Source organism: Streptomyces sp. 3-6, from assembly GCF_056323165.1.
The window spans coordinates 446,972-461,762 of the sequence record NZ_JBWHZP010000001.1; the positions used below are offsets into that span (position 1 = coordinate 446,972).

Consider the following 14,791-nt stretch of genomic DNA (forward strand, 5'->3'; position numbering starts at 1 on the left):
CGCGCCGGCCTGGACTTCAGCGGCAGTCCGCGCCGACCCGGACTGCCGCGGCCGGCGCTGAGGGCTTCCGCCCGGCCGTACGGCGGGACGCGCCCGGCCTGCCCGTACGACGATGCGCGTCCTGCCCGAGCACCGGGCCGGGCGCGCGTCGTCGTACGGGCCCCGCACGCCGGCCGGCCTGCCGACGACGCCCGGTCCGGACGCCGGCCGGCCCCCGGGGTCCGGGGCGCCGGCCTCCACGGGCCGGCCGCCCGCGTCAGCGGCGGTGGAGGCGGTTGGCGATGGCGTGGCCGATGAACAGGTAGACCACCGCGGCCAGTCCGTAGCCCGCGACGACCCGCGCCCATGCCTCGTCGAAGGTGAACAGGTCACGCGACCAGCCTGCCAGCCAGTTGGCCGCGTCGTGGACGAACTGCACCAGGGCGTTGGCCCGGTTGGCGTCCAACAGGTACATCAGAATCCACAGGATCAGGATGACGGCCATGATGTCCGCGATCACCGCGACGACCGTCCCTGCCGAGGTGGAACCAGTGCGATAGCGAGGGGACATGCTTTCCGTCTGGCCCCCGAACCCCGCTTGAAACCCCCGGAGTCCCCCGGGCGGCGGGGGAGTTCAGCACGGGGCGTCGACGCCCGGGAGGGTGAGCGGCGCGGACGTCGTGCTCCGGCGGGGCGGCGGCAGGTAGGCGGCAGGTCGGCGGCGGGGGCCGGCCCGGATCAGCGGTGGCTGAGCAGCAGGCGCCACGCCTCCGGTCCCCGCTCCAGGTACTCCACCGTGAACGTGTCCGGGTGCCGGCTCTCGATCTGCCGCAGCAGCGGCAGCGGGTCGTGCGGCGCCACCAGCACCAGGGCCCGCCCCGCGGGCACGGCGGACAGTGCCCCGAAGACCGTCGCGTGACGGATCGCGTGCGGGACCTCCCGCACGTCGAGTTCGGGCGCGTCGACCTCGTCCGAGCCGCCGCAGGCGCAGCTGCCGCCGCACCCGCCGCCGGACTCGGCCGCCGCACCCTCCGCGCCGTGCTCGTGCTCGTGAGCGGGACCGTGCTCGTGCTCCCGCCCGTCGTCGTGGCCGTGGCCGAGAAGCTCGTGCATGCCCGCCAGGAGACCGTGCAGGGAGATGTCCGCAGCACCGGCCAGCAGGGGCAGGACCAGCGTGTTCTCCTTCTCCAGGTGCTCCTCGAACAGCACCTGGAGGGCCCGCGCCTCGGCCGCCGCCCGCACCGGGGAGCCGGCTCCGCGCACCGCCTCGACCAGGGCGGTCAGCCTCCGGTGCTCGGCCAGCATGCCGTCGACCAGCAGCCGCGCGCCGGCCAGGTCCCGGGCGGCCGGGTAGAGGGTCCGCTCCTCGGCCGCCGCGTGCGGCAGCAGGTCCCGCTCGCAGAAGCCGACCAGCCCCGAACGGACGGCCTCCGCCTCCGCCGGGTCGCCGTCCGCCGCCGTGAGCAGCAGGGCCACCCGCCCGGCCAGCTCGCCCGCCAGCTGCGTGTGATGGGCCTCGACGGCCTCGGCGGCCGCCGCGTCCTGGGGATCCGATGCGATGGTCAGGGTGCTCATGGCGGCGCGTCCTTCCGGAGGTGGACGACCCGTCCCGGCCGGTCCGGGTCGATGGCTCTCGTGCAATATAGTACGGGCATGACCGTGGAAAATAACGGACCGCTTCCCGGCAGTGGCGCGAACCGGGTGCCGCTGTCCCGGCAGCGGCGTGGTGTCCTGCAGTACCTGCGCGGGCAGTCCGGCCCGGTGACGGTCACGGCGCTGGCACAGGTGTGCGCGCTGCACGTCAACACGGTCCGGGAGCATCTGGACGCCCTGGTCGACGACGGCCTCGCCGTCCGGGAGCGGGCCGCCCCCGCCGGCCGGGGCCGCCCCGCCCGGCTCTACCGGGCCCGTCCCCCGCAGGCGTCGCCCGCACGGGAGTACGCCGGTCTCGCCGCCGTGCTGGCCGCCCGGATCGCCCGGTCCAGCACCGCCCCCCGGGCGGACGCCCTCGCGGCGGGCGAGGACTGGGGGCGCGTCCTCACCGCCGGGCAGGAGCCGAGCACGGACCCGGAGGAGGCGCGGCGCCGGGTGCTGGACCTGCTGGAGGAGATCGGTTTCGCTCCCGAGGCGGACGACGAGGCCCGCCGGGTCCGGCTGCCGCGCTGCCCCTTCGTGGAGACCGCCCGCGAGCACCCCGGTGTGATCTGCGGTGTCCACGAGGGACTGACCCGGGCCGCCCTCGCCGCGCTGGGCGGTGCGCCCCAGGACGTCGAGCTCCTCCCGTTCGCCGAGCCCGACGCCTGCCGGCTGCACCTGGCCACCGGCCGCAACGGACTGCGACGGCCCCCGCACCCGCCGGCCGCCACCGCCACCGACGCCACCACCACCCCGGCGACGCCCGGCGGCCCCCACGCGGCCGGCCCCCCGGACGTGGACGACGGTCCCTCGGGGCCGGCCGGACGCGACGGTGCCGCCGGCCCTGCCGCCGGCCCGGGTCCGTCGGGCGCCCCGGACCTCGTGGATCCTGCGGATCCTGCGGATCCCGCAGACCCCGCGGATCCCGCGCGCTCCTCCGGCGCGGTCGAGGAGTTCCGGTGACCCCGGGCGGCGGCCCCGCCGTCGACGGGACTGCCGTCGACGGGGCCGCCGACCGTCCCGCCCGGGGCGCCGCCCACGGCACCACCGACCGCGCCGCCCGGCGGACGGGCGCCCGGCGGGTGCCGTTCCTGCTGGCCGCCGGGCTCTGTCTGCTCGCCGGGCTCGACGCCGCCCTCGTCCTGCTCGACCTGCCCGCCCCGGTCACCGGCGACCGGCTGCCGTCGGTGCACGGCGTCCTGCTCGTCCTCGGCTTCGCCGGCACGCTGGTGGCCCTGGAACGCGCGGTCGCCCTGGGCGGCCGGTGGCCCTGCGTCGCCCCCGGCCTCCTCGGCGCGGGCGGCCTGCTGCTGCTCACCCCCGTCGACCCGGTCGTCCCCCGGCTGCTGCTCGTCGCCGGGTGCGCCGCGCTCGTCGCCCTGTACGTGCGCTTCTGGCGCCGCCAGCCGAGTGCCGCCCTGGTGGCGCAGGGCGCGGGCGCCGTCTGCGCGCTGGGCGGAGCCCTGCTGTGGCTCGGCGGCCTGGACGTGCCGCGCCTGCTGCCCTGGCTGGTCGCCTTCCTCGTCCTCACCATCGCGGGGGAGCGCCTGGAACTCGCCCGGGTGGCCGCCCTCGCCCCAGCCGCCGAACCGGCCTTCCTGGCCTGCGTCGCGGCCGTGGCCGCCGGTGTGGCCGCCACCCTCATGTGGCCCGCCCCGGGCACGCTGCTGCTGGGCGCCGCACTCCTCGCGCTGGTCGCCTGGCTGCTCCTGCACGACGTGGCCCGTCGGCTCCTGCGGTCCACCGGACTGCCCCGCTTCACCGCCGGATGCCTGCTGGTCGGCTACGGCTGGCTGGCACTCGCGGGCACGCTGTGGCTGGTCACCGGGCCGGTCACGGACGGGACCCGTTACGACGCGGTGGTGCACGCCGTGTTCCTCGGCTTCGTGATGTCCATGATCATGGCGCACGCGCCGGTGATCCTCCCCGCGGTGCTGCGCCGCCCCCTGCCCCACCACCCGGCGATGAGCGTCGCCGCCTGGCTGCTCCACCTCTCCCTGGTCCTCCGGGTGTTCCTCGGCGACCTGCGGGACACGGAGACGGCCTGGCGGCTCGGCGGCGCGCTCAACATCGCCGCGGTCCTGCTGTTCGCCGTGACGGCGGCGACGGCATCGGTCCGGGCGACCCGGAGCGGCAACCGGGCCGGCCCGGAGGACCACGCCCGGCGGGAGGACGACAGGGACGACAGGGACGACAGGGACGACAGGGACGACAGGGACGGCAGGGACGGCAGGGACCGGACGTCCGGCGCCGCCCCGGTGCCGGACTCCGCCCGAGGGCCGGCCCCCGCACCGGCCCCCGCCCCGGAGGCCGACTCGGCCCCGGCCTCCGCTCCGGACACGGGCCCGGTCCCGGCTTCCCCTCCCGGGCCGGCTCCGGTTCTGGGCCCCCCACCGGCCCCGACCCCGGCCTCCGCACCCGACCCGGACCCGGAAACGGACCCAGCCCCCGCCCCGGCCCCCACCCCCGGCACCGCCCCCACCCCCGACACCGACCGGCCGAGGACGTCCCGATGACCACGAGCCCGTCCTTCCCCTCCCGGTCCGGCGGCCCCGCCCCGCAGCCGCCCGGACGGTCCCCGCGGGCCCTCTGGCACCTCGGGGTGAACGCGGTCGTCGTCGCGTGGCTCGCCCTGTTCGCCGCGGTCGGCGCCGCCCACCACCTCGTGCCGCACGCCCGCTGGCTCCTCGTCCACCTGCTGCTCCTGGGCGCCGTCAGCAACGCCGTCATCATCTGGTCCGGGCACTTCGCCGCCTCCGTGCTGCGGCTGCCCGAGGCGAACCGGGGGGCGCCCGCGCTTCTGCGGCTGGCGTGTTTCAACGCCGGCGCGGTGGGCGTGATCACCGGGCTGCTCACCGGGCGCCTGCCCGTCGTCCTCGTCGGCGCGGCCCTGGTCGCCGGCGCGGTCGCCGCCCACGCCGTGTGGCTGGTCCGGCTGCTGCGGCGGGCCCTGCCGGGCCGGTTCGCGATGACCGTGCGCTACTACGCGGCGGCCTCGGCCCTGTTGCCGGTCGGCGCCGCCCTCGGGGTCGTCCTGGCGCGCGGCGACCTCCCCGGCGACCTTCGCGAACGGGTGCTGCTCGCCCACGAGATGGTCAACCTGCTCGGCTGGATCGGCCTCACCGTGGCCGGCACGCTCATCACCCTCTGGCCGACGATGCTGCGCACCAGGGTCGCCGACGGCGCCGAACGGGCGGGCCGGCGCGCGCTGCCCGTCCTGGTCGCGGGCCTCGTCCTGGCCGTGGCCGCCGCGCTGCTCGCCCCGCCGCCCCTGGTCGCCCCCGGCGTGGTCCTCCACACCGTCGGGCTGGTGGTCGCGGGCCGGCCCTGGCTGCGCGAGGCCCGTGCCAAGGCCCCGCGCTCCTTCGCGGCCTGGTCGGTCGCCGCGGGCGCCGTCTGGCTCACCGGGTCCCTGATCGCCCTGACGGCCGCCCTGCTGTCCTCCGGCTCGTGGGCGACGGTCGCCTCCCGCACGTCCCTGCTGACGGCGCCGCTGGCCGCGGGCTGGATCGCCCAGGTGCTGCTCGGCGCCCTCAGTTTCCTCGTCCCGGTGGTCCTCGGCGGCGGTCCGGCGGCCGTACGCGCCGCCACGGCCGGACTCGAACGGGCCTGGCCGGCCCGGCTGACCGTCACCAACACGGCACTGCTGCTCTGCGTGCTGCCGGTGCCGTCCATGGTGAGGGTGGCCTGCTCGGCGTTGTTGCTGCTGGTGCTGCTGCACTTCCTCGTGCTGCTGGTGCACACCGTCGCCCGCGGTCTGCGGACCCGCCGCACGGCATCGCCCGGACGCCCCGCTTCCGCCCCGCCCCCGCCGTCGTCTCCCGCCCCGCCCCCTCCGTCCTCTCCCGCCCCGCCCCCTCCGTCCCCTCCCGGCCGTTCCGCGTCCGGCCACCGGGTCCTCGGCGGCGTCGCGTCCGGGCTCGCGGTGGTGATGCTGGCGGTCGCGGGCGGCGGCGCGATGGACGTACGGTCGCTTCCGGTGGTCGCGGGGTCGGCCGCCACGACCTCCGACGGCGACGGCGAGGTGCGGCCGACGGGCCGGACCACCACCGCCGACGTGACCGTCCGGGGCATGCGGTTCGCCCCCGCCACCGTCGAGGTGCCCGCCGGGGACCGGCTGGTGATCCGGCTGCACAACACCGGGACCGACACCCACGATCTGGTGCTGGAGACCGGCGCCCGTACCGACCGGCTCCGCCCCGGCGAACGGGCCACCCTGGACGCGGGCGTCGTCGGCCGGAACCTGTCGGGCTGGTGCTCGGTCGTCGGTCACCGGCAGATGGGCATGGTGCTCGCCGTCCGCGTCACCGGCACAGGCACAGGCACAGGCACGGCGGACGACCACCACGCCGGCACCGGAACCCACAAGGGCGGCACCGACCCCACCGACGGCGGTACCGGGGACACGTCCGAAGCTCCCTCCGCCGCCGAGGCGTTCGACCCGATGGCCGAGCCCGCCCCCGGCTTCCGCGCACGCGAGGCCGCACTGCCGCCGCTCGCCCCCGCGTCCGGCCCCCGGCTGCACCGGCGGACCCTCACCGTCACGGAGAAGGTGACGGAGGTGGCCCCCGGCGTCCGGCAGAGGCTGTGGACCTTCGGCGGCACGGCACCCGGCCCCGTGCTGCGCGGCCGGGTCGGCGACACCTTCGAGATCACCCTGGTCAACGACGGCACCATCGGCCACTCCGTCGACTTCCACGCCGGGGCGCTCGCCCCGGACCGGCCGATGCGCACCCTCCCGCCGGGGCAGTCCCTGACGTACCGCTTCACGGCGACGCGCAGCGGCATCTGGATGTACCACTGCGCCACCATGCCGATGTCGCTGCACATCGCCAACGGCATGTTCGGCGCCGTGATCATCGACCCGCCCGGTCTGCCGGACGCCGACCGCGAGTACGTCCTCGTCCAGTCCGAGTTCTACCTGGGCGCCCGGAACGGCACCGCCGACCCGGACAAGGTCAACGCCAAGGAGTCCGACCTGGTCGCCTTCAACGGGTACGCCAACCAGTACGACCACGATCCGCTCACGGCCCGTGCCGGAGAACGGGTCCGCGTCTGGGTGCTGAGCGCGGGCCCCAACCTGCCCAGCTCCTTCCACGTCGTCGGCGGGCAGTTCGACACCGTCTTCCGCGAGGGCGCCTACGCACTGCGCCCGGGCGGCGCCGAGCACGGCGGCGCGCAGGTCCTGGACCTGGCACCCGCCGCCGGCGGGTTCGTCGAGCTGACCTTCCCCGAGGCGGGCACCTACCCGTTCGTCACCCACGCGATGACCGACGCGGAACGGGGCGCCCACGGCGTCTTCCGGGTGCGCTGACCCGCTCCGACGGGGCGGCGCACGAGCCGGGGCGGTGCTCGATCCGGGACGGGGCGGTGCTCGGTCCGGGACCGGGGCCGGCTCCGCCTCCCCGGCCGGCGGAACGTGACCGGGGAGGGGACGCGGACGCGGCCCCGGCGGCCCCGAGCGGGGGACCGGCCCACGCCCGGCCGGGCACCGGTCCCCTGACGATGCGTCAGCGAAACCGGGCGTCGACCGTACGCACGGCAACGGCCCCCCGCCCGGAGGGGCGAGGGGCCGTGACGAACTGCGGGCCGGGCCGGGCCGTGCCGGGCTCAGCCGCGCTGGATGCCCGAGGTGTCCTGGAGGACACCGCGGCGGCCGTCCTGAGTCTGGGCGACGAGCGCCTGACCGCGCTGCTCGACCGCCAGGTACCAGGTACCGGGCGCCAGTTCGGCGATCGGGGCGGGCGAACCGTCCTCCGCGAACAGCGGGCGGGCCACCGGCACGGCGAACCAGAACGGCGAGAAGTCACCGGCGGGCGGAGCGGCCGGCTGACCCTGCGGCTGGCCCGGGAACGGCTGCTGACCGGGCTGTCCCGGCTGCGGCTGACCGCCGAAGGACGCCTGCTGCGGCGCACCCGGGTAGCCGTAACCGCCGGGCGGCTGCGCACCGTAGGGCTGCGGGGCCGCGGGACGGGCGGCCGGGATGAGCGCCCCCTTCAGGGCGGGCACCAGCGGGGTGGCGATCGCCGCGGCGGCCAGCACCAGAGCCGCGATCAGACCGAGGATGAGACCGGCGCCGGCGTCCGGCTCACTGGTGCTCAGGCGGGAGAAGAACTCGTTGAAGGCCCCCATCGGGTCGATGATCGACCAGAAGGCGGTCCACGCGGCGAAGACCGTCAGGGCCACACCGAACTGGCCCAGGTCGAGACCGGCGACCTTGGGCGGCTGGGGCAGCGCGCGGGCCACGACGATGAGGGCCGCACCGGCGATGCCGGCGATGTACACGCTCATCACCAGACCGAGGTTGTCCCAGGCGTTGGGGATGTCGTCGCCGTCGCCGCCGAACGTGTCGAGGAACGACGCGATGAACAGCAATACCGCTGCTCCGATCACCACGCCGTCGCCTCGAGTGAGGGAGCGGATATTCACTTCAGGTCCTTCGTGTCGTCTCGTCGTCGGAAGAGGCGTCGCTGTCACCTTGTCGCCCTCAGGCTCCGGTGTGAAGCGCGGGGGTGACCCCTCATCGTAGGAGGACACTACCGTCCGCACACGGGGGCTGTCCGCCCGGATCAGCGCGCCGACCTCTACCCGCGCAGGAAACTCACGATTCCCTCGGAGATCCCCCGCGCCGCCTTCTGCCGCCAGGCGCCACTGGTCAGCAGCGCGGCGTCCTCGCTGTCGCGCATGTTGCCGCACTCGACGAACACCTTGGGAACCGTTGACAGATTGAGACCGCCCAGATCCTTCCGTGTGACGAGACCGGTGCCGCCGCCGACGTAGTTGGACGGCGCGTTGCCGGTGACCCGGACGAAGTGGCCCGCGATGCGTTCACCGAGTTCGCGCGAAGGGCCCACGATCGCGCGGGTGTCGGCCTCGCCGGCGTGGACGGCGCCCGGCAGGATGACGTGGAAACCGCGCTGCCCGGCACCCGCCCCGTCCGCGTGCAGCGACACGACCGCGTCGGCCTTCGCCTCGTTGCCGATCCGCGCCCGCTCGTCGATGCACGGCCCGAACGGCCGGTCGGCGTCCTGCGTCAGCTTGACCGTGGCACCCTGCTCCTCCAGGAGGGCGCGCATCCGGCGGGCGAGGTCGAGGGTGAACCTCGCCTCCGGGTAACCGTCGTTGGAGGCGGTCCCGGTGGTGTCGCACTCCTTCCGGTTCGTCCCGATGTCCACCTGGCGGTTGATCTCGGCGGTGTGCTGGAAGTTGCCCGGATTGTGCCCCGGGTCGATGACGACGACCTTCCCCTTCAACGCGCCCGACCCGGCCGGCGCGGACGCCCGGGCGGAGGGGGACGTGCTCGCGGAGGCGCTCGGCGTCCCGTCGTCCGGGCCGTCGGACCCCGACGCGGAGGCCCCGGACGGGGACGGCTCCGCCGGCGAGGCCGGAGCGGACGCGGACGAGGCCGCCGCGACGTCCCCGTTGCCCCCGTCGTCGCCCGGACCGCCCACGGCCGCGTAGACGGCCCACCCCAGCAGCGCCCCGGGCACGAGCGCGGCGACCGCCACGGTCAGCGGGCGCCGCCGGGAGTTCGACGGCGGGGACGGATCGAAATCGGGACCGGTGTACGACACGGAGCCACCCTAACGGCCACGGGACGGCCCCACGGGCTCATCACCCGACGACGCGATGCGACGACCGGCGACGCGAGGACGTGACGAGGCGAGGACGTGACGACGTGACGACGCGATGCGGCGACGCGATGCGACGAGTCGCGACGACGGGACGCGACGACGGGACGACCGCCGTGCGACAGGGCGGGCCACCCGTGCGCCCACGTCCCGGAGGCCGGGCTCGGACTTCGCCGCCCCACGTCCCGGCCGCCGGGCCTCACGTCCCGGCCGCCGCGCGCCCCGGAATGTCCCGGTCGTCGGGACAGGGGGCCCGCTCCGGACGCGTCAGATGCCCGGCCCGGTACGGCGCAGCACCCGCAGGGAGCCCGTCGCGGAGACCTCGGTGAACGCGCCGGAGGCGAGGGCGCGCAGGTGGACGCGGTAGGGGGCCTGGCCGGTGAACTCGTCGACCGGGTCAGGGAAGACGTCGTGGATGACGAGGAGACCGCCCTCGGCGACGTGCGGTGCCCAGCCCTCGTAGTCGGCGGTGGCGTGCTCGTCGGTGTGGCCGCCGTCGACGAACACCAGGCCGAGCGGGCTGTTCCAGAGCGCCGCGACCTGAGGGGAACGGCCCACCAGGGCCACCACGTGCTCCTCCAGACCGGCCCGGTACAGGGTCCGGCGGAACGAGGGCAGCGTGTCCATCACCCCGAGCGCGGGGTCGACCGTCTCCGGGTCGTGGTACTCCCAGCCGGGCTGCTGCTCCTCGCTGCCGCGGTGGTGGTCCACGGTCAGCGCGGTCACTCCGGCGGCTCGGGCCGCGTCGGCCAGGAGCAGCGTGGAGCGCCCGCAGTAGGTGCCGACCTCGAGCAGCGGCAGGCCCAGCCAGCCGGCCTCCACGGCCGCCGCGTACAGGGCCAGGCCCTCGTCCACGGGCATGAAGCCCTTCGCCGCCTCGAACGCGGCCAGGATCTCGGGCTCGGGTGCCGGCGCCATCGCCGTCCTCTCGGGTGGTCACTCGGGTCTCGCTGTCTTCCGGGCGCCATGCTGCCCTACCGGCCGGGAGGCCGGACGACAGGGGTACCGGTCGGTAGCGGGACCGGTGGCGGGCCGCACCCCTCCGTCCGGGCCCGCCACCGGCACCTCCCGCCCGTCCGCCGGCACCCCGCGCCGGGCCGCCGACGCGTCCCGCCCGTCTGCCGACACCCCGCCGGCACGCCCGCGCGCCCGTCCGCCCTCGCGTCCGGCCCGCCCCAGCACCCCTTGCACCCCCGCGCCCGCCCCCGCCCCAGCACCCCTGCGCCCGGCCCCCGCCCTCGCCCCAGCACCCCCGCGCCCGACCCCCGCCCCGGACCTAGGACTCCGGGCCGAGGACCCGCCCGGCGAAATCCCGATGCACCGGGCATCCGTCGCTTGAGAACATGGCCCTCATGCTCGACGCCCAGGAAGCCTCCGCCGAAACCGCCCGCCGCCGTTCCTCACCTCCCGCCTGGATGGTGGTGGCGCTGGCGTGCGCGGGGCAGTTCCTCGTCGTGCTCGACGTCTCCGTCGTCAACGTCGCCCTGCCGTCGATGCGGACCGGCCTCGGCCTGAGCGAGCAGGGCCTGCAGTGGGTCGTCAACGCGTACGCGATCGCCTTCGCCGGATTCATGCTGCTCGGCGGGCGCGCGGGCGACCTCTTCGGCCGCAAGCGGATGTTCCTGGTCGGCCTCACCCTCTTCACCCTGGCCTCCCTGGCCGGCGGACTGGCGGTGGAGGGCTGGCAGCTGCTCCTGGCGCGGGCCGTGCAGGGCCTCGGGGCGGCCGTCCTCGCCCCGTCCACGCTGACCATCGTCACCGAGGCCGTGCCGGAGGGCGCCGCCCGCGCCCGGGCGATCGCCACCTGGACCGCCGTCGGCGCCGGAGGCGGCGCGGCCGGCGGATTCGTCGGCGGGGTGCTGGTCGACCTGCTGTCCTGGCGCTGGGTCCTGCTGATCAACGTGCCGGTGGGCGCGGTCGTGCTGGCCGGTGCCCTGGCCTGGCTGGCGGAGAGCCGGGCCGGGGACGGGCGCCGCCTCGACCTGCCCGGCGCGCTCCTGGTCACCGGCGGCCTCGCCACCCTCGCCTACGGCATCTCGCAGACCGAGGCCGAGGGGTGGGCCGCCACCGCCACCCTGGTCCCCCTCACCGTCGGCCTGCTGCTGATCGTCCTGTTCCTGCTCGTGGAGGCCCGCACCCGGGCCCCGCTGATGCCGCTGGGCCTGCTGAGGCTGCGCTCGGTGTCGTCGGCCAACGTGGGGATGTTCCTGTCCGGCTCGGCGATGTTCTGCATGTGGTTCTTCATGACCCTGTACGCGCAGAACGTCCTCGGCTACACCCCGCTGGAGGCCGGGCTGGCGCTGGTGCCCAGCTCCCTCGCCGTGGTCTTCGGGTCCAAGCTGGCGCCCCGCCTGATGAGCCGGCTCGGGTCCCGCGCCGTCGCCGTGCTCGGCACCCTGGTGGCGGTGACGGGCTTCGCCTGGCAGTCGACGATGACCGCCGACGGGACGTACCTGACGGCGATCATGTTCCCCGGCATCCTGATGATGCTGGGCGCGGGTCTCGCCGGAACCCCGCTCGCCAGCGTCGCCACCGGTGGCGCTGCCCCCGAGGAGGCCGGTCTGGTCTCCGGGATGATCAACACCTCCCGCACGATGGGCGGTTCCCTGGGCCTCGCGGTGATGTCGACCATCGCCGCCTCCCGCACCGGCGGCAGCGGCAGCCCGGAAGCCCTGACGGAGGGCTACGCCCTCGCCTTCCGCACCGGCACGGCGGTCCTCCTCGCCGGTGCCCTGCTGATGTGGCTGTGGCTGCCGAGGAGGGCGACGGACCCGCACTGACGGAACCGCAAACCCCGCGTTCGACGGCCCCGCACTGACGGAACCGCAAACCCCGCGTTCGACGGCCCCGTACCGACGGAACCGGGCCGGCCCCCGCCCCCCGATGTCCACGGAAACGGGTCCCGCCAGACCCGTCGGTGCGGGGCATGCGGGAGTTCGGCGCACTCACCGGGAGAACCCGGGAAAGCGTCCCTCGGGCCACCGGAGAACCGGTCCGGACGGCCTTCGGTGCCGTCCGTGAGCGAGTTTCCCACGGGGACAGGGAGGGGCCGCCCACCACCCGCCGACCGCCCTGCAACGGCCCGCCCAGGCCCTTCCCCTCGCTCGCTCAAAGCTGCTCTGACCTGGGGTTTTCTCGCTTCCGGCGATAGTGTTGCCCTCTCTCGAAAGGGGACCGGATGGACCGGAGCACGCGCACTGTCGACGACGTACTGGACCTGCTGGACACCCTGTTCGCACCGGAGGCCGACCGGTGGACGGACCGGGGCGCCGCCTGGTGGGACGGCTTCTACGCCGACCGCTCCCGCCCGGTGCCGTTCTTCGCCGCGAAACCCGACGCGCACCTCGTGTCCTGCGTGGAGCGGGGACTCCTCACCGGGGGCCGGGCGCTGGAACTCGGCTGCGGACCCGGACGCAACGCGCTGTACCTGGCGGCCCGGGGCTACGACGTGGACGCGGTCGACCTGTCCCCGGCCGCCCTCGCCTGGGCCCGGGAGCGGGCGGCGGAGGCGGGGCGGGCGGACCGTCTCCGCTTCCACTGCGGGGACGCCTTCGCCCTGACTGGGGTACGCGCGACCGCGGCGACCGCCCCCGGCAGCAACGGGGACGGCGACACGGCCCCGCTGACCGGTCCCTACGACCTCGTGTACGACTCCGGCTGCCTCCACCACCTGCCCCCGCACCGCCGGATCACCTACCTGGCCCTCCTGGACCGCGTCCTCGCGCCGGGCGGCCACTTCGCCCTCACCTGCTTCGCCGCCGGCGGCATGGGCTCGGAACTCCCGGACGCCGCGTTCTACACGGGGGGCGGTCTGCGGGGCGGGCTCGCCTACACGGACGTGTCCCTGCGCCGGATCTTCTCCGGTCTGACGGAGGTCGAACTGGGCCGGATGCGCGAGGAGTGCGAGGAGGCGCCGGTCTTCGGCAAGGACTTCCTGTGGGCCGGCCTCTTCCGGCGCCCCGAGCAGGGGAGCAACGGGGCCTCCGGCTTCCGGAACACCGGTGCCTCCGGCGCCGGGAACGTCAGCACCTCCGGCGCCGGGAACGTCAGCACCTTCGGCCGCCGGGACGCCGGCGCCTCCAGCCCTCGCGACACCGGCACCCCCGGCCCCCGGAACCGGTGAAGCGGCCCGGAGAGCAGCCCGAAAGCCCCTCCCCGTGCCGGAGGTCCGGCCGCGCGAGGAGGAGCGGAGAAGGAGCGGAGGAGGATCTGTCCCATGCCCGTCGACCCAGCCGAGGCGCTCGCCGCCCGGCCACGGACCGGTGAGATCGCCTGGGGCGTCCAGGACGTCCTGCTCTACCACCTCGCCATCGGGGCCGGTGTTCCCGCCACCGACCCGGGAGAACTGCGCTACACCCTCGAACGCGGACTGCGCGTGCTGCCCGGCTTCGCCACCGTCGCGGGCGGCGGGCCGCCGGGCGTGATCGGCGCGCTGTCCCTGCCGGGGGTGGACGTGGACCTCGCCCGCGTGCTGCACGGCGGCCAGACGCTGACCCTGCACCGCCCGCTGCCCGTCGAGGGCAGGGCGACCGCCACCCGCCGGATCGTCGCGGTGCACGACAAGGGCACGGCGGCCGTCCTGGTGATGCGTACCGAAGTGGCGGACGCCGACGGGCCGTTGTGGACCGACGAGGCCGAGGTCCACATCCGCGGCGAGGGCGGCTGGGGCGGCGACCGGGGGCCCTCCGCCCGCCCCGGAGCGCCCGCCGGGGAACCGGATCTGGTCGTGGAACGCCCCGTGCGGGAGGACCAGGCCCTCCTCTACCGCCTCACCGGCGACCGCAACCCCCTGCACGCCGACCCCGAGTTCGCCGCCCGCGCCGGTTTCGAACGGCCCGTCCTGCACGGCCTGTGCACCTACGGCATGACCCTCAAGGCCGTCGTCGACACCGTCCTCGGCGGCGACGTCACCCGCGTCCGGGCCGTCACCGCCCGCTTCACCGGAGTGGTGTACCCGGGCGAGACCCTGCGGATCCGCATCCACCGGGCGACGGACGCCGGGGGGCGGGGCGCCGGCGCGGACCCGCCCGGCAGAGGGGCGGGGACGGCGGCCGGGGGAGCGGCCTGGGAGGCGCTCCGGGCAGCGACGCGTCGGGTACGCGTGACCGTCGGCGTGGTGGAGCGGGACGACGCGCCCGTCCTCGTCGGCACCACCGTCGTGGCCGGCTGAACGCCGCCGTCGGCCGGTCGGGTGCGCGGCCGGCCGGCGGGCCGGTGGCGCACCACGGCTCCGCCCGGAACGGGTCCGGCCCCGCCCGTCGTACGACGGGCGGGGCCGAACCGTGTCGTTTCCCCACGGTGTTGCTGCGTCAGGCGGCCGATTCGGTGCGCTCCTGCTCCTCCACCGGCCTGCGGTGACGTCCGCGCGGAGCAGTGTCGCCGTCCTGCATGGAGACCGGCCCGCGGTGCTTGCCGTGGCCGGGGGCGACCTGCCCGCCGTCGGCGGTCGGCGCCTGCTGCGTCATGGCGTCGTTCATCGAGAAGAATTCACCCCGTCATACTGATCTTTCCTACAGCCGGGCGAGTCTAACCGGCACCCGACCCCC

General features: G+C 75.9%; 11 protein-coding genes and 1 pseudogene. 6 read left to right on the forward strand and 6 right to left on the reverse strand.

Annotated elements, in window-relative coordinates; all coding sequences use genetic code 11:
* Window positions 1–256 precede the first annotated feature (256 nt).
* Together AC02VZ_RS01850 and AC02VZ_RS01855 are read right to left on the reverse strand one after the other, a co-directional pair.
* Window positions 257–550, reverse strand: coding sequence for a hypothetical protein (locus tag AC02VZ_RS01850; RefSeq protein ID WP_192232827.1), 294 nt, complete (start codon window positions 548–550; stop codon window positions 257–259).
* A 167-nt stretch (window positions 551–717) separates the two neighbouring features.
* On the reverse strand, window positions 718–1,554 hold the full coding sequence (locus tag AC02VZ_RS01855) for a DUF2249 domain-containing protein (RefSeq protein ID WP_432054291.1): 837 nt from the start codon (window positions 1,552–1,554) through the stop codon (window positions 718–720).
* Between the two features lie 78 nt (window positions 1,555–1,632).
* Here AC02VZ_RS01855 and AC02VZ_RS01860 point away from each other — a divergent pair, with 78 nt between their 5' ends.
* Genes AC02VZ_RS01860 through AC02VZ_RS01870 form a run of 3 tightly spaced genes read left to right on the forward strand, consistent with a single transcriptional unit; the run spans window position 1,633 to window position 6,928 of the window.
* Window positions 1,633–2,577: a helix-turn-helix transcriptional regulator gene (locus tag AC02VZ_RS01860; protein WP_476474330.1), complete on the forward strand. Its 945-nt coding sequence runs from the start codon at window positions 1,633–1,635 to the stop codon at window positions 2,575–2,577.
* Window positions 2,574–4,130, forward strand: coding sequence for a hypothetical protein (locus tag AC02VZ_RS01865; RefSeq protein ID WP_476474331.1), 1,557 nt, complete (start codon window positions 2,574–2,576; stop codon window positions 4,128–4,130). The genes AC02VZ_RS01860 and AC02VZ_RS01865 overlap by 4 nt, the downstream gene beginning before the upstream one ends.
* Entirely contained in the window at window positions 4,127–6,928 is a 2,802-nt protein-coding gene (locus AC02VZ_RS01870) for a multicopper oxidase domain-containing protein (RefSeq protein WP_476474332.1), read from the forward strand. The genes AC02VZ_RS01865 and AC02VZ_RS01870 overlap by 4 nt, the downstream gene beginning before the upstream one ends.
* Before the next feature lie 296 nt (window positions 6,929–7,224).
* On the opposite strand, the gene AC02VZ_RS01875 is transcribed toward AC02VZ_RS01870, so the two are convergent.
* The 3 genes from AC02VZ_RS01875 to AC02VZ_RS01885 all read right to left on the reverse strand — a co-directional run bounded on the left by AC02VZ_RS01875 (window position 7,225) and on the right by AC02VZ_RS01885 (window position 10,163).
* On the reverse strand, window positions 7,225–8,043 hold the full coding sequence (locus AC02VZ_RS01875) for a hypothetical protein (RefSeq protein ID WP_476474333.1): 819 nt from the start codon (window positions 8,041–8,043) through the stop codon (window positions 7,225–7,227).
* Between the two features lie 155 nt (window positions 8,044–8,198).
* Window positions 8,199–9,188, reverse strand: a complete 990-nt coding sequence (locus tag AC02VZ_RS01880; protein WP_476474334.1) for an N-acetylmuramoyl-L-alanine amidase — start codon at window positions 9,186–9,188, stop codon at window positions 8,199–8,201.
* 324 nt (window positions 9,189–9,512) lie between these two features.
* Entirely contained in the window at window positions 9,513–10,163 is a 651-nt protein-coding gene (locus tag AC02VZ_RS01885) for a class I SAM-dependent methyltransferase (protein WP_476474335.1), read from the reverse strand.
* Window positions 10,164–10,588: 425 nt separating this feature from the next.
* Here AC02VZ_RS01885 and AC02VZ_RS01890 point away from each other — a divergent pair, with 425 nt between their 5' ends.
* The 3 genes and pseudogenes from AC02VZ_RS01890 to AC02VZ_RS01900 all read left to right on the forward strand — a co-directional run bounded on the left by AC02VZ_RS01890 (window position 10,589) and on the right by AC02VZ_RS01900 (window position 14,415).
* A complete protein-coding gene (locus AC02VZ_RS01890) occupies window positions 10,589–12,025 on the forward strand; it encodes an MFS transporter (protein ID WP_476474336.1) in 1,437 nt (478 codons plus the stop codon).
* A gap of 398 nt (window positions 12,026–12,423) precedes the next feature.
* A pseudogene (locus tag AC02VZ_RS01895) lies at window positions 12,424–13,215 on the forward strand (class I SAM-dependent methyltransferase); the annotation flags it as partial.
* A 246-nt stretch (window positions 13,216–13,461) separates the two neighbouring features.
* On the forward strand, window positions 13,462–14,415 hold the full coding sequence (locus AC02VZ_RS01900; protein WP_476474337.1) for a MaoC/PaaZ C-terminal domain-containing protein: 954 nt from the start codon (window positions 13,462–13,464) through the stop codon (window positions 14,413–14,415).
* A 139-nt stretch (window positions 14,416–14,554) separates the two neighbouring features.
* Here the strand turns inward: AC02VZ_RS01900 and AC02VZ_RS01905 are convergent, their stop codons facing one another.
* Window positions 14,555–14,722, reverse strand: coding sequence for a hypothetical protein (locus tag AC02VZ_RS01905; RefSeq protein WP_362089226.1), 168 nt, complete (start codon window positions 14,720–14,722; stop codon window positions 14,555–14,557).
* Window positions 14,723–14,791: the final 69 nt, after the last annotated feature.

Bases quoted from the DNA above. Each gene is read 5' to 3' on its own strand.
- AC02VZ_RS01860 (WP_476474330.1), top strand. From the start codon at position 1,633: ATGACCGTGGAAAATAACGGACCGCTTCCCGGCAGTGGCGCGAACCGG.
- AC02VZ_RS01870 (WP_476474332.1), top strand. From the start codon at position 4,127: ATGACCACGAGCCCGTCCTTCCCCTCCCGGTCCGGCGGCCCCGCCCCG.
- AC02VZ_RS01885 (WP_476474335.1), bottom strand. From the start codon at position 10,163: ATGGCGCCGGCACCCGAGCCCGAGATCCTGGCCGCGTTCGAGGCGGCG.
- AC02VZ_RS01900 (WP_476474337.1), top strand. From the start codon at position 13,462: ATGCCCGTCGACCCAGCCGAGGCGCTCGCCGCCCGGCCACGGACCGGT.
- AC02VZ_RS01890 (WP_476474336.1), top strand. From the start codon at position 10,589: ATGGCCCTCATGCTCGACGCCCAGGAAGCCTCCGCCGAAACCGCCCGC.
- AC02VZ_RS01905 (WP_362089226.1), bottom strand. From the start codon at position 14,722: ATGAACGACGCCATGACGCAGCAGGCGCCGACCGCCGACGGCGGGCAG.
- AC02VZ_RS01850 (WP_192232827.1), bottom strand. From the start codon at position 550: ATGTCCCCTCGCTATCGCACTGGTTCCACCTCGGCAGGGACGGTCGTC.
- AC02VZ_RS01855 (WP_432054291.1), bottom strand. From the start codon at position 1,554: ATGAGCACCCTGACCATCGCATCGGATCCCCAGGACGCGGCGGCCGCC.